The 17,716-nt window shown below is 62.3% G+C and carries 19 protein-coding genes; 12 read left to right on the forward strand and 7 right to left on the reverse strand.

Annotation, left to right across the window (positions count from 1 at the left end):
- Positions 1-181: 181 nt before the first annotated feature.
- A complete protein-coding gene (locus tag BMX68_RS26040; RefSeq protein ID WP_017130064.1) occupies positions 182-319 on the reverse strand; it encodes a hypothetical protein in 138 nt (45 codons plus the stop codon).
- A 753-nt stretch (positions 320-1,072) separates the two neighbouring features.
- On the opposite strand from BMX68_RS26040, the gene BMX68_RS22495 reads away from it, so the two are divergent.
- The 12 genes from BMX68_RS22495 to BMX68_RS22550 all read left to right on the forward strand — a co-directional run bounded on the left by BMX68_RS22495 (position 1,073) and on the right by BMX68_RS22550 (position 12,102).
- The gene (locus BMX68_RS22495; RefSeq protein WP_026012974.1) at positions 1,073-2,521 is read left to right on the forward strand and encodes a lytic polysaccharide monooxygenase; all 1,449 of its coding nucleotides are present in this window, start codon (positions 1,073-1,075) and stop codon (positions 2,519-2,521) included.
- Positions 2,522-2,760: 239 nt separating this feature from the next.
- Positions 2,761-3,276, forward strand: a complete 516-nt coding sequence (locus tag BMX68_RS22500) for a type II secretion system protein N (RefSeq protein WP_017130066.1) — start codon at positions 2,761-2,763, stop codon at positions 3,274-3,276.
- Positions 3,277-5,187 (forward strand): type II secretion system secretin GspD, encoded by a 1,911-nt coding sequence (gene gspD, locus BMX68_RS22505; protein WP_026012975.1) that lies wholly within the window; start codon positions 3,277-3,279, stop codon positions 5,185-5,187.
- A complete protein-coding gene (gspE, locus tag BMX68_RS22510) occupies positions 5,184-6,647 on the forward strand; it encodes a type II secretion system ATPase GspE (protein WP_026012976.1) in 1,464 nt (487 codons plus the stop codon). The genes gspD and gspE overlap by 4 nt, the downstream gene beginning before the upstream one ends.
- 2 nt (positions 6,648-6,649) lie before the next feature.
- Positions 6,650-7,861 (forward strand): type II secretion system inner membrane protein GspF, encoded by a 1,212-nt coding sequence (gene gspF, locus BMX68_RS22515; protein WP_017130069.1) that lies wholly within the window; start codon positions 6,650-6,652, stop codon positions 7,859-7,861.
- 3 nt (positions 7,862-7,864) lie between these two features.
- Positions 7,865-8,305 carry a type II secretion system major pseudopilin GspG gene (gspG, locus tag BMX68_RS22520; RefSeq protein ID WP_017130070.1) on the forward strand — a complete coding sequence of 147 codons (441 nt, stop codon included), beginning with the start codon at positions 7,865-7,867 and terminating at the stop codon, positions 8,303-8,305.
- A gap of 3 nt (positions 8,306-8,308) precedes the next feature.
- Entirely contained in the window at positions 8,309-8,779 is a 471-nt protein-coding gene (gspH, locus tag BMX68_RS22525; RefSeq protein ID WP_017130071.1) for a type II secretion system minor pseudopilin GspH, read from the forward strand.
- The gene (gene gspI, locus BMX68_RS22530) at positions 8,769-9,149 is read left to right on the forward strand and encodes a type II secretion system minor pseudopilin GspI (RefSeq protein ID WP_026012977.1); all 381 of its coding nucleotides are present in this window, start codon (positions 8,769-8,771) and stop codon (positions 9,147-9,149) included. The genes gspH and gspI overlap by 11 nt, the downstream gene beginning before the upstream one ends.
- On the forward strand, positions 9,142-9,687 hold the full coding sequence (gene gspJ / locus BMX68_RS22535) for a type II secretion system minor pseudopilin GspJ (RefSeq protein ID WP_017130073.1): 546 nt from the start codon (positions 9,142-9,144) through the stop codon (positions 9,685-9,687). The genes gspI and gspJ overlap by 8 nt, the downstream gene beginning before the upstream one ends.
- Positions 9,684-10,544, forward strand: coding sequence for a type II secretion system protein GspK (locus BMX68_RS22540; protein WP_017130074.1), 861 nt, complete (start codon positions 9,684-9,686; stop codon positions 10,542-10,544). The genes gspJ and BMX68_RS22540 overlap by 4 nt, the downstream gene beginning before the upstream one ends.
- The gene (gspL, locus tag BMX68_RS22545; RefSeq protein ID WP_017130075.1) at positions 10,541-11,635 is read left to right on the forward strand and encodes a type II secretion system protein GspL; all 1,095 of its coding nucleotides are present in this window, start codon (positions 10,541-10,543) and stop codon (positions 11,633-11,635) included. The genes BMX68_RS22540 and gspL overlap by 4 nt, the downstream gene beginning before the upstream one ends.
- A complete protein-coding gene (locus tag BMX68_RS22550; protein ID WP_017130076.1) occupies positions 11,632-12,102 on the forward strand; it encodes a type II secretion system protein M in 471 nt (156 codons plus the stop codon). The genes gspL and BMX68_RS22550 overlap by 4 nt, the downstream gene beginning before the upstream one ends.
- 16 nt (positions 12,103-12,118) lie before the next feature.
- Here the strand turns inward: BMX68_RS22550 and BMX68_RS22555 are convergent, their stop codons facing one another.
- The 6 genes from BMX68_RS22555 to BMX68_RS22580 all read right to left on the reverse strand — a co-directional run bounded on the left by BMX68_RS22555 (position 12,119) and on the right by BMX68_RS22580 (position 17,708).
- Positions 12,119-13,396, reverse strand: a complete 1,278-nt coding sequence (locus BMX68_RS22555; protein ID WP_017130077.1) for an MFS transporter — start codon at positions 13,394-13,396, stop codon at positions 12,119-12,121.
- A gap of 228 nt (positions 13,397-13,624) precedes the next feature.
- Positions 13,625-14,851, reverse strand: a complete 1,227-nt coding sequence (locus BMX68_RS22560; RefSeq protein WP_017130078.1) for a beta-ketoacyl-ACP synthase — start codon at positions 14,849-14,851, stop codon at positions 13,625-13,627.
- Entirely contained in the window at positions 14,851-15,579 is a 729-nt protein-coding gene (locus tag BMX68_RS22565; RefSeq protein WP_017130079.1) for a 3-ketoacyl-ACP reductase FabG2, read from the reverse strand. The genes BMX68_RS22560 and BMX68_RS22565 overlap by 1 nt, the downstream gene beginning before the upstream one ends.
- A complete protein-coding gene (locus tag BMX68_RS22570) occupies positions 15,572-16,036 on the reverse strand; it encodes a hotdog family protein (protein WP_017130080.1) in 465 nt (154 codons plus the stop codon). The genes BMX68_RS22565 and BMX68_RS22570 overlap by 8 nt, the downstream gene beginning before the upstream one ends.
- On the reverse strand, positions 16,033-17,229 hold the full coding sequence (locus BMX68_RS22575; protein WP_017130081.1) for a beta-ketoacyl-[acyl-carrier-protein] synthase family protein: 1,197 nt from the start codon (positions 17,227-17,229) through the stop codon (positions 16,033-16,035). Before BMX68_RS22575 ends, BMX68_RS22570 begins: the two co-directional genes overlap by 4 nt.
- Positions 17,226-17,708 (reverse strand): hypothetical protein, encoded by a 483-nt coding sequence (locus BMX68_RS22580; RefSeq protein WP_017130082.1) that lies wholly within the window; start codon positions 17,706-17,708, stop codon positions 17,226-17,228. Before BMX68_RS22580 ends, BMX68_RS22575 begins: the two co-directional genes overlap by 4 nt.
- Positions 17,709-17,716 lie beyond the last annotated feature (8 nt).

The following is a 17,716-nucleotide window of genomic DNA, read 5'->3' on the forward strand; positions in this document are numbered from 1 at the left end:
CGACAATCACCCCGGCTTTGCCGCATAACGGGCAAGGGGTGGTTTTATCGCCGAGCCGCAAGACGCCTCGACCACCGCCTTGCGTGGCACTGGGCAGGCTGCTGATACACACCGCGCCAGTGGTGGTCCGATCACCGTCCAGGCCTTGTCCCATGCCGTTGACACTTCCTCGACCCATGATTCAGCCCTCAATCGATGGCAGGCAAGCGAATTCCTCGCAGCCAGCCAGTGGCGGTTCGGTAAAAGCCGACGGATTCAGCGTGCCGAAAACTTCAAGGGAGGTTGGGTGGGTGTAGCGCTGCTGCAAAGGTATATTCATTTTGTTATTCCTAGTCCTTTGGGCTTTTTGGGCGGCTGTTCCTGCGTCACGTTGTTGTGTGCCTGTAATCGGACGAATATCAGGGCAATGACTGCAAGAAGAGCGGCTGGCCGTTCAAAGGCTAGCGTCCGGGTCGCCAAAAGTAAGTAGGACGCGTCTGAAACAGACTTTGGGGTGGTGTGCCCCACAAATGAATGCTTTATGGAGGGCCCATCGGTTGCAGCCAATATAAGCACGTGGAAATGGAGTGCCAGCTCACTCGCGGCTAATGTGGGCGAGGAAACTATCGGTCACAATTGATGAGCAAAAAACGGCGTCGATGACAAGTCCCTATAGCTGCACCCATCCGCGGCTCATAATCATCAGCACGGTGGCTCACAATCACCGGAGTCCTTGTCGAATTATTGCTGACCATTCCTTCCTCATGATCGGAGTTGTCCGACAGCTAAAAAACTAAAAGTTCGTACAATGCGAAGCCTGATTCTCATTCGAAAAGTTACGGAGACAGGTGTCTTGATAGCTTTATCTGTAAGGCTATTTGTTTTCGTCTGTATGAATAATGAGAAGTTCCCCTCGAAGCTTTTGGCGTTCGGGTGTTATGTGTTTTTCAGGCTTTATAGTTTTTGAATACATAGGGTTGGACATCATGAGCAGAGTGTTCGTGATTATTAATGGGTGACATCAATAAGGAAACGGCGTGTACCGCGTTGGGATAGCGTTTCATCGCCAAATATGACTCTGGAGTTGGATTACATGATAAAAAAACTTTCAAGTTCGGTATCGATAGGGGGTTCTTCCCTGGCCATGCTAGCGGCGCTGATTGCTTCGCAACAGGTGGCGGCGCATGGTTATCTGAGTGATCCACCTTCACGGGCCTATGCCTGTCAGCAAGGCCTCAACAAGGAGTGTGGAGGCGCTCAGTACGAACCGCAAAGCGTCGGTGAGACGTTCAAGGGATTCCCGGCGGGGGTGGGTGGAAGCCCGCTTCAAGGTCCCATCGACGGCAAGATTGCCAGCGGCGGTTCCGCCAACTTCGCCGCGCTGGACACCCAGAGCGCGACGCGTTGGCATCTGACCGAAATCAAGGACCGTGATATCGAGTTCACCTGGCAGTACACGGCGGCGCACCCGGCGACCAAACATGAGTATTTCATGACCCGCGCCGGATGGAACCCCAATCAACCCTTGAGCCGTGCCTCGTTTGACGCGACGCCCTTCTGCGTGGTCGATGGTCAGAATGCGCTGCCGGTTTCCGGCACCCGGCATGCCTGTGTTATTCCTCCGGACAAGACCGGCCATCACATCATCCTGGGGGCGTGGACGGTAGGTGATACCGATGCGGCCTTCTATAACGTGGCCGATGTGAACATCCTGGCCGAGGCGGTCGCGCCGGACGGCTGGAGCACCGTCGGTCACATCACGCCGGCGCCGGCTGCGTTGTGGGTGGGAGATGCGGTCAAGGCCCGGGCGTTTGGCGCCGATGGCGAGATCAATGAACGGCGTGTCGAGATCGCCATCGATACCGCTGAAGAAGGCCGGCCTGAGAACTGGTCGTTCAAGTTGGCCGAGCAGATCAATCGCACCCAGGAACTGGTCCGTGCGGGTGTGCGTGACGAAGACGGCAATATTCATCCGATCAAGGGTGCGAACAAAGTCTTCGCCAAGGCCGAAAGCGGCGTCAAGCGCTACGAGTTGCAGATGGAGCTGAAGGAAGATACCGAGGCCGATCTGCGCATCTCGGCGGTGAGCAACGACTACTCGCTGGACAAGGGGCGAGTGACCTTACCCGTGCCGATCTTTGGCAACCGCGCGATGAACGTCGAAGTCACGGTCTTCGATGCCAGCAACAAATCGGTGGGTTCCACCACACTGCAGGTGCAAGCCGGTGCGGCCTGGTTGAACGTGGATGTGCGTAGCATGCCGGGCACTCATCAGCTCAAGCTGGTCGGTACGACCGTCGATGGTCGCACTACGCGCCAGGACTTGGTGTCCATCGAACTGGGCGGCGAAGGGAGCGACCAGCAATACGATGCGGTCTATCCGCAAGGTATTGCCGACTACAAGCCTGGCACGACGGTACTTCAGGGCGACACGGTCTATGAGTGCAAACCTTTTCCCGCAGGAGATTGGTGCAAGATCAATAGTCACCACTATGTACCTGGGCATGGTTCCAATTGGCAAGATGCCTGGATAGTCAGATAACGCGAGTATCAAGCACCTGAGGCAGCTTGTGGGTAAGTTGCTTCAGGTTCGTGTGTCGGCTTTTTATTGTGTTATCGATAATTTTTGAGCGTTTTTTAGTAGTGATATTTGTGAATGTTTATTTTTGGTTTGAAATGGATGATTTCTATAAATAATAAATTTATATCTTCGGATAAAACGGCAGTACTTATACAGATGAATAAATCGACGCCCTGGCGCATAGGCCGATGAATACCCGGATGATGCGGTATGCCGCGGTTCTGCCGCGAGTGCTGCTGTGCTTGGCGCCCCTGGTATATGGCGCTTGGTTGGCGTGGCATGAGTGGGTATTTCGTCAGGCAATGCCAGCGGCTCCGGTCTTCAACTTCATCGCTGCGGCACCGGCACAAAGGCCCGAGCCACTCGACCCGGTGGCGGTTGCAACGGTGTTCGGCCTGTCGACCTCCGATGCGCTGGCCCGTAGTGCCGAGCCGCTACAACTGCGCGCCAGTTTTGTCGCCAGCTCAGGCGCGTCACGGGCGTTGCTGGCCGGGGCACAGGGGCAGCGAATCTATCAAGTTGGCGACCGCCTGCCCGGCGGCAGTGTCCTGCGTCGGATCGAGGTTGGGCGCGTGGTGCTCTGGCGTAATGGGCGCGAGGAGTGGTTGGCCCTGGAGCAACCCGTCAAGCGGCTGTTGCTGGCGGCCGGCCCGAGTACCGGTGCCGAGTCTTCTATTTATCTGCGGCCAACGTCCGCCAAGCCTCAGAGTGAGTGAATGAACCCGTCCGCCAGAACCGCCATGGGGTGCCTGATCGTCCCCGGCCTGCTGTTGTCGATGCTGCTTGGGGGCACTATGGTTGAGGCCGAGGAGCCCCGATGGCAACTGGCAATGAACGATGCCGAGTTGCGCGATGTGGTTCGGGAAATGTCTTCGATTCTCGCCACCACGGTGGTCCTCGACCCGCGGGTGCAGGGTCGTATCACCGTGCTCTCGGAACAGGCGCTGGATCGTGAGGGTGTGCGTCGGCTGTTCTATTCCGTGCTCGATGCCCACAACTTCACGGTCATCGATGAGGGTGATCGTATCCTGGTCGCGCCGGTGGCGGATGCCCGTACCCGTGCCAGTAGCACCGATAGCCGTGTGGCCGAGACCGGGCAGTTCGTCACCGAAGTGGTGACACTGAACAACAGTGTGGCCACCGAAATCGCCGGGCTGATGCGTCCGCTGGTGTCGGTCAATGGTTATGTCGGTCCTTCGGCATCGGCCAATGCCCTGGTCATCACCGATGGTGCCGGCAACGTCCGGCGTATCGCGAGGATCGTCCGGCAATTGGATGCCGGCCACAAAAATGCCCATGCCGTCGTGCCACTCAAGCATGGCCTGGCCACTGACCTGGCTCGCGTGATGGAACAATCCCTGGGTAAGCAGGGGGCTGAGTCAGGCAGCCAGGTGATTGCCGATACGCGCAACAATCGCCTGCTGCTCATCGGCCCCGAGGTGGTGCGCAAACGCCTCGGCGAGCTGGCGCGTTCACTCGATACCCCCGCGCCGGCCCTCTCGGACAACGCCCGGGTGATCCGCCTGCGCCATAGCGATGCCACGCAGTTGGCCGAGGTGCTGGATGCCATGGGGCCGGGGCTCGGCCAGGATGCCGGCGGTGCGGCTGGCCGGGACAGCTCGTCCAGCAAGGCGTTGGTCAAGGCCGACGAGAGCCAGAACGCGCTGATCGTGATTGCCGAGCCAGCCCAGGTGCGCACCCTGGAGAGCATCGTGCGCCAACTCGACCAGCCGCGTTCGCAGGTGCTGATTCATGCGGCGATCGTGGAGATTACCGGGGATATCAAAGAGGCTCTCGGCGTGCAGTGGGGCGGCAAATCCGGCAGTGTTCAGGGCAGTATCGCCTTTCCCGGCACGGACATTACCCTGCCGGGTTTCGAGGCCGGTACGCTGCCGCGCGAAGGCGGCACTGTATTGCGTTTCGGTTCCGATCGTTTCGGCATGCTGGTGTCCGCCCTGGCTAGCAACACCCGCAACAATGTGCTGTCCACCCCCAGCCTGCTGACCCTGGACAACCAGGAGGCGGAGATTCTGGTTGGCCAGAACGTGCCGTTCAAGAGCGGCTCCTACCAACCTACCGACGACGGCAACGGTAAGCCCTATACCACGGTTACGCGCCATGATATCGGCATCAAACTGAAGATCCGCCCGCATATCAATGAAGGATCGACCCTGCGCTTGCGGGTCGAGCAGGAAAACTCCGAACTGACCAAGAGTGCCGAGATTACCGACGACCTGATCACCAACAAACGCTCCCTCAAGAGCACCATCCTGGTCGACGACGGCGAAATCATCGTGATCGGTGGCCTGATCAAGGACAGTATTCGCATCCAGGAAAGTGGCGTGCCGTGGCTGCGCAATATCCCGTACCTGGGCGCGCTGTTTCGCTGGAACAGTGAAACACACGAAAAAACCAATCTCATGGTGTTCCTCCGACCGAGCATCGTGCGTGGCAAGGAAGACCTGGTCGAAGTCAGCGCGCAGCGCTACAACCGATTGAGGGAACTCAGCCGGCCTTCGGCCCGCCAGGGTAATTCGCTGCTGCTGCCCAGCGATCCGGGGCAACTGTTCGACGGTCGTGAAGACGAGGCGATCGATCTGCGTCGGAACCAGGCGACAACACCATGAGAACACAATTGCCGTTCGGCTTTGCCCGGCGTTTTGGCGTGCTGCTGGAAGCCCAGGGCGAGACAGCGTTGCTGTCGATACGCGACGATACGCCGCTGACGGCCTTGTCCGAGGCGCGGCGGGTGCTCGGCCGGGACTGGCCCGTGCAGGTACTCGACGAGCCGATGTTCGCGGCGCGTCTGGCTGCCTGCTACAGCGATGGTCAGAGCGCCGCCGAGCAAGTCGCCCAGGGCCTGGACGACGAACTGGACCTGATCAGCCTGGCCGATCGAGTGCCGCAGACCGCCGATCTGCTGGAACAGGAGGGCGATGCGCCGATCATTCGCCTGATCAATGCCCTGCTCAGTGAAGCCGTGCGCGAAAAGGCCTCGGACGTGCACCTGGAGACCTTCGAGCACAGTGTCTCGGTGCGCCTGCGGGTGGACGGCCAATTGCGCGAAGTGTTGAGGCCCCGGCGTGAACTGGCCACCCTGTTGGTGTCGCGGATCAAGGTCATGGCGCGACTGGATATCGCCGAGAAACGAGTGCCCCAGGATGGTCGGATGGCCTTGCGACTGGCCGGGCATGAGGTCGATGTGCGGGTCTCCACCCTGCCCACGGCCCATGGCGAGCGCGTGGTGTTGCGCCTGCTCGACAAGCAGTCCGGGCGCCTGCAGCTCGAGCGCCTGGGTATGCCGGCGCAGACCCTGGAGCGTTTCCGGCAAATTCTCGGCAAGCCCCATGGCATTTTCCTGGTCACCGGCCCCACCGGCTCCGGCAAGACCACCAGCCTCTACGCGGCGCTGAGCCATCTCAACGACCAGACGCGCAATATCCTCACGGTCGAAGACCCCATCGAGTACCACTTGCCGGGCATTGGCCAGACGCCGGTCAATCCCAAGGTCGAGATGACCTTTGCCCGTGGGCTGCGGGCAATCCTGCGCCAGGACCCAGACGTGGTGATGGTCGGCGAGATACGCGATCAGGAAACCGCCGCCATCGCCGTGCAGGCGTCCCTGACCGGGCACCTGGTGCTTTCGACCTTGCACACCAACAGCGCGGCGGGAGCGGTGACGCGTCTGCTGGACATGGGCGTCGATGCGTACCTGCTGGCGTCATCGCTGGTCGGCGTATTGGCCCAGCGCCTGGTGCGCACCCTGTGCCCCGCGTGTAAGACACCCTGTGCCGTGGACCTGGCGGCCCGCCAGCGCCTGGGTCTGGCCCCGCAGGCCACGGCGAGGCTGTTCAAGGCCGTGGGCTGCGAGCTCTGTCAGCAAGGTTATCGCGGGCGGACCGGGATCCATGAGCTGATCAGCATGACCCCGACCCTATCCGAGTTGATCCACCGTGGCGTCGGCGAACCGGAACTGGCCCGCCAGGCCCGGAGTGTGGCGCCCAGCCTGTTCCAGGACGGGCAACGGCTGGTCCTGGAAGGTCGCACCAGCCTTGATGAGCTGCTGCGCGTGACGCAAGAGGATTGAGAATGCCGACCTTCGATTATCACGCCCAGGACGTTCACGGTCGCCGCTGCCGTGGCCAACAGCAAGCCGAGAGTGCCCGGCACGCCCGGCAGTTACTGCGCGAGCGTGGCCTGTTGCCAAGCGAACTCAAGGCGGCCCGCGAGCCCGGTACCGCGCTCGGCGGCCATGGTGGCGGGACACGCCTGGGGGCGGCTGAGTTGGCGTTGTTGACGCTGCAATTGTCGACCCTGATCCAGGCCGGGCTACCACTGGAAGAAGCCTTGCGGGCAGTTGCCGCGCAGAGCGAGAAGCGCCGGGTCAGCAGCCTGCTGGCGGCAGTTCGGGGCCGGGTCATGGAGGGCTATGAACTGTCCTCGGCCCTGGCCGGTTTCCCCCGGGCCTTCCCTGAGTTGTTCCGCGCCACGATTGCCGCCGGCGAGCGCTCGGGGCACTTGGGGCAGGTGCTGGAGCAATTGGCGCACTACACCGAAGCTCGCCAGCAATCACGACAGAAGATCCAGTTGGCGCTGGTCTATCCGCTGATCCTCCTGTTGGCGTCCCTGGGCATCGTTGGCTTTCTGTTGGGCTATGTGGTGCCGGATGTGGTGAAGATCTTTATCGACGGTGGTCGTGAGTTGCCCTGGTTGACCCGTGGGCTGATCGGCCTGAGCGACGGCCTGCGTGAATACGCGCTGCTGATCCTGTTGGGCCTGATGGGTCTTGGCCTGCTGCTGCGCGGCGCGTTGAGTCGTCAGCCCGTGCGCCTGCGCTGGCATGCCTGGCTGTTGCGCCTGCCCCTGGCGGGTGGGGTTTTTCGTGCGGTGGAGGCGGCACGCTTTGCCAGCACCCTGGCGATTCTCTGCAAAAGTGCGGTGCCGCTGGTGGATGCCCTGGAAATCTCCGCCACGGTGATCGGCAACTTGACGATTCGTGCGCGCATGCTCGAGGTTGCCCGGTCGGTACGCGAGGGCGGCACTCTGACCCGGGGCCTGGAGCAGAGCGGCGATATTCCGCCGTTGATGCTGCACATGATCGCCAGCGGCGAGCGTGCAGGCGAACTCGACGGCATGCTGGCGCGTGCCGCCGAACAACAGGAGAAAACCCTCGCGGCCCGTATTGCGCTGGTCGTGAGTCTGTTCGAACCGGCGATGCTGGTGGTGATGGGCGGCGTTGTGCTGCTGATCGTCATGGCCATTCTGCTGCCGATTCTCAGCCTCAACCAAATGGTGAATTGACCCATGAAAGCTTTTGGAACCTCTGTGCAACGCGGCTTCACCCTGATTGAAATCATGGTGGTGGTGGTGATCATCGGTGTGCTCGGGGCACTGGTGGTCCCGCAGTTTATGGGTCGTACCGACCAGGCCAAGGTCACGGCTGCCCAGACCGATATCCAGTCCATCGGCACCGCGCTGGAAATGTACCGTCTCGACAATTTCAACTATCCCTCGACGCAGCAGGGGCTGGAGGCCCTGGTACGCAAACCGTTGGGCACGCCGGAACCGAAGAACTGGAATCCCCACGGCTACCTGAAGCGTCTGCCGGTCGACCCCTGGGGCACGCCCTACCAATACCTGAGCCCAGGCACCCGCTCCAAGTCCTACGACCTCTATTCCTTCGGTGCCGACGGCGTGTCCGGCGGCGAGGAACAGGCTGGCGATATCGGCAACTGGGGAAGCTGACCGATGCACGGGCGTTCGCGTGGCTTCACTTTGCTGGAGTTGTTGGTGGTCGTGGTGATCATGGGCGTGGTGGTCGGTCTGATCGGCTTCTCCATGAAACCCAGCCCGGCCCGCCAGGCCCGCGATGAAGCCGGCGCTCTGGTGCAACTGCTGCAACAGTTGCGTGAGCTGGCCGTGCTCGATGGCCAGGAGTTCGGCTTGCGTGTCGATGCGGGTGGCTATCAAGTGGTGGTCTTTGAACATCCTGACTGGCGTTCGGCGGGCGCGCCTTATCGGTTGCCCGATGGGCTTTACTTCCGCCTGGAACTCGAAGGGCGACCGCTGAAACTTGGCAGCCGCCTGAACCAGCCACAGCTGCTGGTGCTCAGCAGTGATGAAATGAGCGCCTTCACCTTGCATTATGAAACGGCCCAACGGCGTTGGCTGAGTGTCTCGGGGGACGGTCTTGGCGATCCGGCCATCGATGAGAGCTGAGCGCGGTTTTACCTTGCTGGAAGTCATGGTCGCCTTGGCGGTATTCGCTCTGCTTGCCGCCGCCGTGCTGTCGGCCAGTCAGTATGTATTGCAGCAGGCCGGCACCCTGCAGGAGCGTCTTTTCGCCAGTTGGCTGGCGGATAATCAGTTGACCGAGCTGCGTCTGCAACCTTCTGTGGCGCCGGGTCGGCAGCAACTGGTGCGACACTTCGACCGACGTCAATGGCGCCTGAGTCAAAGCCTGACACCAGCGTTCGATAAACGCCTGATCAAGGTCGAATTGGAAGTCCGCCTCGGCGACAGCCAGCACGTGGTGTATCGCGGCACAGGCTGGTTGCCGAACGTGGAGGGTTTGTCCCGGAATGAATAGGTCAGCCGGCTTTACCTTGCTGGAGCTGGTTATCGCCCTGGCGATTTTCAGCCTGCTAAGCCTCGGCTGCTGGCAGTTGTATGACGGGCTATTGCGGGTCCAGAGCCAGGTGTCCCAGCACCAACAGGCGTTGCGCAACCTGCAACGGGCGATCAGCGTGCTTGAACGGGATGTCTTGCAGGTCGCCGTGCCCAGGGACGCGGCGTTGCTGGGATTACGTCAGGGCGTCCTGAGCCTGCAACGGGGCAACTGGCGCAACCCTCTTGACCAGCCGCGCAGCGAGCGCCAGGAGATCAGCTATCGCCTCGAAGCCGGTACATTGTGGCGACACAGTCGCAGCCCCGAGTCGGCGACAGTCCAGCGACAGGTCCTGCTCGCGGATGTACGGCGATTGCAGTGGCGATTCTACGACGCCAAGCTCGGTTGGCGTGGCGACTGGCCAACCACGGCCAGTCAGCCTCGGGCCCTTGAGATCACCTTGTCCACCGGACGCTTCGAACAGATCCGCCGGGTCATCCCGTTGCCGGAGGGCCCATGATGCCAATGCCACAGCGTGGGGTGGCGTTGATCAGCGTGCTGTTGATCATGGCCCTGGCGCTGCTGCTGACCGCCGGCCTGCTGCGCAGCCATCGCCTGACCTTGCACAGCAGCGCCCAACATATCCATCAGGTGCAACTGCGACAGTGGGCACTCGCGGTGGAAGATTGGGCCGGGCAGCTTCTGCACAACCCACAGCTGGCCGCGACGCAGAACATCAACTTGTCCCAGGAGTGGGCTCGCCAGCCAGTGGCTTTCAACATTCCCGACGCCCAAGTGCGGTTGGAAATCGAGGACCTGGCCGGGCGCTTCAACCTGACCCCGTTGCTCAGGCCCGGCAAGGCCGACGAAATTATTCTCGCTCGTTGGGCACGGTTGCTTGAATTGCTGGAAATTCCAGCCATCGATCTTACGCCGCTGCGGGGCACCGAAGTCAGCGACCCGAGTCAACTGCGGCTGATTCCTGGCGTGGACCGGACGAGCCTGCAACGCCTGTTGCCTTGGATCGCCCTGTTGCCGGGCGATGCGACCCTGAATATCAACACCGCTGGCGTGCTGCTGCTGTCGACCCTGGAAGGCGTGGCGGCCACCGAGGCCCGGACGCTGATCCAGCAACGTCCCGCCGAGGGATACCTCGATGCAGGTGCTTTTGCGCTGGTCTCCGGTCTTCAGGGCCGGGGCATCGCCAGCCATGGCTTGGGTGTCGGCAGTCGCTGGTTCAGAGTTACCGTGGACGTCAGCGCCGGACGCAATCACCTACGGCTGGTCAGCGATCTGGAGCGCGACCCGAAAACCCATCGCATGCGCGTAGTACAGCGCCGTTTTCCAGCCCCGACCCACAGTGAACCGCCGTCATGAACCACTGGCTTTACCTTTATCCCTCCGGGCTCGATATGCCGGGTACCGACTGGCCGGTTGCTTGCTGGCGGGGCGCCGAGGAGCCGAACGAAATGACCCTCGTCGAGGCCGCCAAGGCATTGGCGGGACAGTCCATACGAGTGGTCCTGCCGATGGAAGCGTGTAGCTGGTTACGCAGCGAGCCATGGCCCGGGCGGCGGCAACCGACCGTCCAGGCGCTGGCTTATGCGATTGAGGAGCAATTGGCGGATGACTTGGAAAACCTGCATATCGCCGTGGGCCTGGCTGACCAGGCGCGTCGTTACCCGGTGCTGGTGATCGATACGGGGTGTCTGCGCGCTATCGTCGACCTGCTAGAGGGGTTGGACCTGCACCTCGCCAGCGTCCAGGTCGATGCTGAATTGCTGCCGGCTGATCAGGCCTATGGCGTCTGGTGGGGCGGTCGCTGGCTGTTCGGTGGTGCAGCGCAGGTACGCCTGGCGTTGCCGGCGTCGACGTTACAGTGCCTGCGCCCGCGACTGCCGGTCGATGTTTGCTGGTTGGGACCGTCGCAAGCGTCCGAGGTCCGGGCGCTGCTGACATCGGCGCAGAGCACGGACTTGCTCCAGGGTGCGTTTCGACGCACCGGCGGTCGCCGACCCTGGCCGCTGTTGCTGGTTTCGACGCTGGCGCTGTTCGCCCTGTCCTGGGGCTTTACCCAGGCACGCAGCCAGTACCTTGAAGACACCGCCGCGCATTTGTATGAGCAAAGTGTCCAACGTTTTCAAGCGCTCTACCCGGAGCAGACCCGTATTGTCGATCTGTCGGCGCAACTCAAGGGGTTGGCTGCTGGCGATGCACAAGCACCCCGGCAAATGGCGCGCCTGGTGCAACTGGTCGAACAGGTGGTCGGTGGCGCCAGCGTCGAGGTGCAGCGCATCGAGTACCGGGCCACTAAAGGTTGGACGGTGGTGCTGACGGCGAACAGTTTCACGGAGTTGGAGCAACTGCGTGAACGCGGACGACAAAGCGCGCTGCCGGTCCATCTGGGCAGCGCGAGCAAGGACCGCCAGCGCGTGCAAGCGGTGCTGACCCTGGAGGAGAACGGATGATCGGGCGTCTGTATGCTGCTGTTGCGCCAATGCTGGGCGAGCGTTGGCGAGGCTTGGCCCGGCGAGAGCGCCAGCTATTGGGCGGGCTGGGTATTTTCCTTCTGGCGGTGATACTGTTCAGCGGCCTCTGGCAGCCGACGCAACAGCGTCTGGAGCAGGCACAACGGCTGTATCAACAACGCTTGGCCCTGGCCGCCGAGGTACAGCGTGCCCGACCGGCGGCGGTACGGTCGGCCTCGACGCAACCGTTATCGACCCGTCTCGGCGAGACCGCGTTGGCCGCCGGGCTTGAATTGCAGCAATTGGACCAGGAGGGGCAGTCGCTGCGCGTGACGATCTCGGGAGACGCCCTGACCCTGCTCGGCTGGCTGGACCAGATCGAACAGGGCGCAGCGTTGTTGCAGACCCTGAGCCTGGAAAAGCGCGACAAGCTGCTGGAGGCGAAGGTAGTGTGGACGAGCCCTTAGTTCAGCCGGCCAAGGTTCAGGTTGGATGGTTAGCGGGCAGCACCGGCAATCGCGCCAGCTTCAGCGCCACCAGCAAGGCCACCACCAGCAGTCCACCGATAAACAGGCCAATGCCGTTCCAGCCCGCGTAATGCCAGGCCACGCCGCCCAGGGTGCCGGCGACGCTGGAGCCGGCGTAATAGCTGAACAAGTAGAGCGACGACGCCTGACCCTTGGCTTTCAGCGCCCGACGCCCGATCCAACTGCTGGCCACCGAGTGAGCACCGAAGAAACCGAAAGTGAACAACAGGACCCCGACGATCACCACTGTTAGAGGCAGGGCCATGGTCAGCGCGATCCCCACCAGCATGATCAGGATCATCGTCCACAGCACCTTGCGCCGGCCCAGTTTGTCGCCCAGGGAACCAATTTTCGCCGAACTGTAGATCCCTGACAGATAGACAATCGACAGCAGGCCGACAAAGGCCTGGCTCAGGCTGTAGGGTTCGGCCAGCAGGCGATAGCCGATGTAGTTGAACAGTGTCACGAAGGCACCCATCAACAGAAAACCTTCGAGGAACAGCCACGGCAGGCCGGCGTCGCGAAAGTGGATGGTGAAGCCATTGAGCAAGTTGCGGGTATTGAGCCTGCTGGGGCGGAAGTTGCGCGATGGCGGCAGGATCTTCCAGAACAGGGTCGCCGCAATCAGCGCCAGGCCGCCGATCAGCAGCAGGGCGGTGTGCCAACTGACGAAGTCGATCAGTACCCCGGCGATCAGTCGCCCGCTCATCCCGCCGATGGCGTTGCCGCCGATATACAAACCCATCGCCAGGCCAATGTGCTGGGGGTGAATCTCCTCGCTCAGATAGGTCATGCCGACCGCCGCCAGGCCGCTCAACGACAGCCCCACCAGCGCTCGCATCAGCAACACGCTCTGCCAGTTGGGCATGAACGCTCCGAGGAGGGTGAACAGTGCCGCGCCGAACAAAGCGACCACCATCACCGGCTTGCGCCCCAGGCTATCGGAAATCGGCCCGGTGATCAGCAGGCCGATGGCAAGCATCGCGGTGGCCACCGACAGGATCAGGCTGCTTTGGGCGGCGTTGATACCGTATTCCTCGGACAGCACCGGCATCATCGGCTGCACGCAGTACAGCAGGGCGAAGGTGGCGAAGCCGCCGCTGAGCAGTGCCAGGACCGTGCGCCTGAACGCCGGAGTACCTTTTTCGATATAGCTGACATTGGGTTGGGCGACAACATCGTCCGGCGCGCCAGGGGAAATTTCGTGGAGCAGTGAAGCAACAGCAGTTTTCACGGAGGACCTCGGGAGGAGCGGCCGATCAGGCAATGGAAAAAGCATATAGCTGGCTAACTATTCTTTCCAATATATTGTTCGATCTGTCTGATAGGTTTGGCGATTCAATGAGGTATTTGTGCAATGGGAGCAGGTGCGCCACTTCATTGCGTGGTCGAGGATGCTGGTCAGGGCATTCACCTCGACCTTTTTTTGCGGAATCGTTTTCTCCACCAACGGCGAAAAAAATCAGGACCAGCGACGAAACACCAACGAGGTGTTCACACCGCCAAAGGCAAAGTTGTTGTTCATCACATATTCGTTGCTCATCTGCCGAAACTTGCCGCGCAGGTAGTCCAGCTCGCCGCATTGTGGGTCGAGCCGGTCGAGGTTCAGGGTATGGACGTAGCTGTCGCGGTTCATCATCTCGATGCTGAACCAGGACTCCAGTGCGCCGCAGGCGCCCAGGGTGTGGCCCAGGAAACTCTTCTGCGAACTGATGGGCATGCGGCTGCCGAACAGGCTCTGGGTCGCCAGGGTCTCGGCGATATCGCCTTGTTCGGTGGCGGTGCCGTGGCCGTTCACGTAGCCGATGGCATCGGGGCTAAGACCCGCGTCCTCCAGCGCCAGCTCCATGGCCCGACGCATGGTGGTCTGCTCCGGTCGAGTGGCGTGCTGGCCGTCGGCGTTACTGCCGAAACCGACGATTTCCGCGTGAACAGTGGCGCCTCGAGCCTGGGCATGTTCAAGCTCCTCAAGCACCAACATACCGCCGCCTTCACCGATCACCAGGCCGTCGCGGTCGCTGTCGTAGGGACGCGGGCTGGTGTGCGGCGCATCGTTTTTCAGGCTGGTGGCGTAGAGCGCGTCGAACACCATGGCTTCGGTCGGGCACAGCTCTTCGGCGCCGCCGGCGAGCATCAGCGGCAGGCGGCCGAACTTGATCGCTTCGTAGGCATAGCCGATGCCCTGGCTGCCGCTGGTGCAGGCACTGGAAGTGGGGATCAAGCGCCCAGTGAGGCCGAAAAAGATGCTGATATTGGCCGCCGTGGTGTGGGGCATCATGCGCACGTAGGAGTTGGCGTTCAGTCCCTCGGCCACGGAGTTGATCAGCATCATGCCAAAGGCCTTGATCTCGTCGGTGCTGCCGGTGGACGAACCGCAGGCCACGCCCATGCGCCCGTCGCGGATGCTCGTGTTGTCCAGCAGACCGGCATCGGCCAGGGCCATTTCCGCAGCGCCGACGGCGAAGCGCGAGACCCGGCCCATGCTCCGCAATTGCTTGCGGGTCCAGTGGGAGGGCACCGCATAGTCATCGATGGGGCCGGCCAGGCGAGTGTTCAGTTCAGTGAAGCGATCCCACTCATCCATGCGCCGGATGCCGCTGCGGTTGGCGCGAAAGTGGGCTTCGATACTGGCCCAGTCGCTGCCCAGCGAGGTAATGCCAGCCATGCCGGTGACGACGACGCGCTTCATCAGCACAGGCCTCCGTTGACAGCCAAAACCTGGCGGGTGATATAGGCCGCTTCCGCCGACATGAGAAAGTTTACCGCTCCGGCGACTTCTTCAGCAGTGCCCATGCGCTGTGCGGGAATCATTTTCAGCAGCTCTTGCACGGGCACGTTTTCATCGAGCATGGCGGTGTCGATCAGGCCCGGAGCGACGCAGTTGACGGTGATCCGGCGTTTGCCCAACTCGATGGCCAGGGCCTTGGCGGCGCCGATCAAGCCGGCTTTCGAGGCACTGTAGTTGACCTGGCCGCGATTGCCGATCAACCCCGAGACCGAGGTGATGCAGACGATCCGCCCGGCGGCGCGGCGGCGGATCATCGGCATCATCAGCGGATGCAACACGTTGTAGAAGCCGTCGAGGTTGGTGCCTAGCACCTGGTCCCAGTCGTCTTCGGAGAGGGCCGGAAAGGCGCCGTCGCGGGTCAAGCCGGCATTGAGCACCACGCCGTAGTAGGCACCGTGGGCCTCGACATCGGCTTCGAGAATTGTTCGACAGGTCGGGCGGTCGGACACATCGAATTGCAGCACCCGGGCATTGCGCCCCATGGCCTGGATTGCGGCTTGTACCGCGTCGGCTTCGGCGCGGCCACTGCGGCAATGCAGTACCAGGTCATGGCCGGCCTGGGCCAGGCGCAGGGCGATAGCGCGGCCAATGCCACGGCTGGACCCGGTGACCAGAATGGATTCAGTCATGCTTGGATTCCTCTGATTCGTTGAGATAAGCGGCGGCCAGTGGCGGACGGAACACGTTCAGGCGGGCCGAGGCACGGATAGCCGGGCCGGTCAGCAGGCATTCGAACACGCCCATGCCGTTGCCGTCTTCCAAGGAGCGTTGGGCGTGAATGGTCAGCTCGCTGCCTACTGGGAAGTGTGCCACGTTGCACTCGAACTTGCGGGTGCCGAGCAGGAATCCAAGCTCCACCGGCCGGTTCGCGCCACGGGCGTGGCAGCCGGCATAGGCGGCCACGCTTTGGGCCATCAGTTCGATTGCGATCCAGGCCGGTAGGCTGCCGTCCTCGCGACTGAACAGGCCGTCTGGGCGCACGGTGAGACGCGTATGGATCTGTTCTTCATCGAACGCCAGGACTTGCTCGATCAGGATCATGTCGCCGGCGTGGGGCAGCAATTGGGCGAGCGACCAATCGATCATGGCGCGTCTCCGATAATCAGGCTGACGTTGTTGCCACCGAAGGCAAACGAGTTGCTCATTAGCCGGCGTGGGGCCGTGGGATCGAGACGCTGGTGTGCGTCGACCCAGTTCAACGGCGGCAGCGCCGGATCCGGCTGGCCGTCCCAGATATGAGGTGGCAGCGCGCCGCTCGGGTTGTCAGCACTCAGGGTCAACCAGCAGAACGCCGCTTCCAGCGCCCCGGCGGCGCCGAGGGTATGGCCGGTCATGGGCTTGGTCGAAGAGCATGGCACGCCGTCTGGGAACAGGCCGGCCACCGCCAGGCTTTCCATGGCATCGTTGTGCTGGGTCGCGGTGCCGTGCAGGTTCAGGTAGGCGATCTGCGCCGGCTGCAGGCCGGCTTTGTGCAGGGCCTTGGCCATGGCACGCGTCGCCCCCTGGCCACTCGGTTCCGGGGCTGAGATATGGTACGCGTCGCTGCTGGCACCAGCGCCCAGCAGGGCCAGCGGCTGCGCCTCGGTGGCCCGTCTGCTCATCAGGAACAACACGGCGGCTTCGCCGATATTGATACCGTTGCGGTTGACCGAGAACGGATTGCAGCGTTGCCCCGACACCGCCTCCAGCGAAGTGAAGCCGTTGAGGGTCAGTTTGCACAGACTGTCGACTCCGCCGCACAGGACAGCATCGCACAGGCCCAGGTCGATTAGGCGCTGGGCGCTCATCAGCGCGCGGGCGCTGGAGGTGCAGGCGGTGGAAATCACATAGGCCGGGCCGCTCAGTTGCAACCAATCGGCGAGAAAGTTGGCCGGGGCGCCCAGTTCCTGTTGCTGGTAGTCGTAGTCGCCAGGGAATTGCCGGTTGCGCAAATAATCGGCGATACCGCGACTGGCCTCATCAATGCCCGAAGTGCTGGTGCCCAGGACAATACCGATGCGGTCGCGACCATAGGTGTCGATGGCTCGCTGGATCGGCTCGGCGATCTGCAACGTGGCCTCCATCAGCAACTGGTTGTTACGACTGCGTTGTGCGCTGAATTCAGGCGGGATCGCCGCCAGCTCACCGCGCACGGCGGCAACCGGCAAGACCCGATCAGGAACCCAGCCGCTTTCGTCGCGGATGCCCGAGCAGTCGCCGGCGAACAGGTTGCGGGCGATTTCGCGCTTGCCGCGGCCAAGGGCACAGATCAGCCCGAGTGCATTCAGGTAGGCGGTCATGGTGTGCCCTCGTTCAGCGGGCTGATGCGGTAATGCAGACCTTGCGACAGCTCGAGGCTGAAATCCAGCGGCTGTCGATAACGAACCTGCCACTGTTCACCGAGGCTGCGTTGTGCCGGCTGCTGGCGGGCAGTCGGATAGTTATCAGGCAACTCGGCGGGCGGTGTCAGCGCGAACAGCAGCGCGGCGAAGAGTTCGAGGGCCTGCGGGTTGGGTGGCAGCAGGCCGTCGGCCTGCCAGTCGCCGTCATGCAGGCGCTGGCGTGCCAGTGGGATACCCAGCGGGTCCATCAACGACCAGCGCAGGCCACCGGCTTCGCGCTGGATCACCAGCAGCCAGTCCTGTCGTGCGCCGTCCTGCTCGCGTTCGATATGCAATTGCAGAGGCAGGGGCAGGGTCGGCGTATGCGCGGGCAATGGCAGTCGGCTGGCGCAGGCGCCCAGCAACAGGAAGCAGCTCAGCAGCAGTGCGCGAATCATTCGGTATG

Source organism: Pseudomonas agarici, assembly GCF_900109755.1.
Classification (GTDB): domain Bacteria; phylum Pseudomonadota; class Gammaproteobacteria; order Pseudomonadales; family Pseudomonadaceae; genus Aquipseudomonas; species Aquipseudomonas agarici.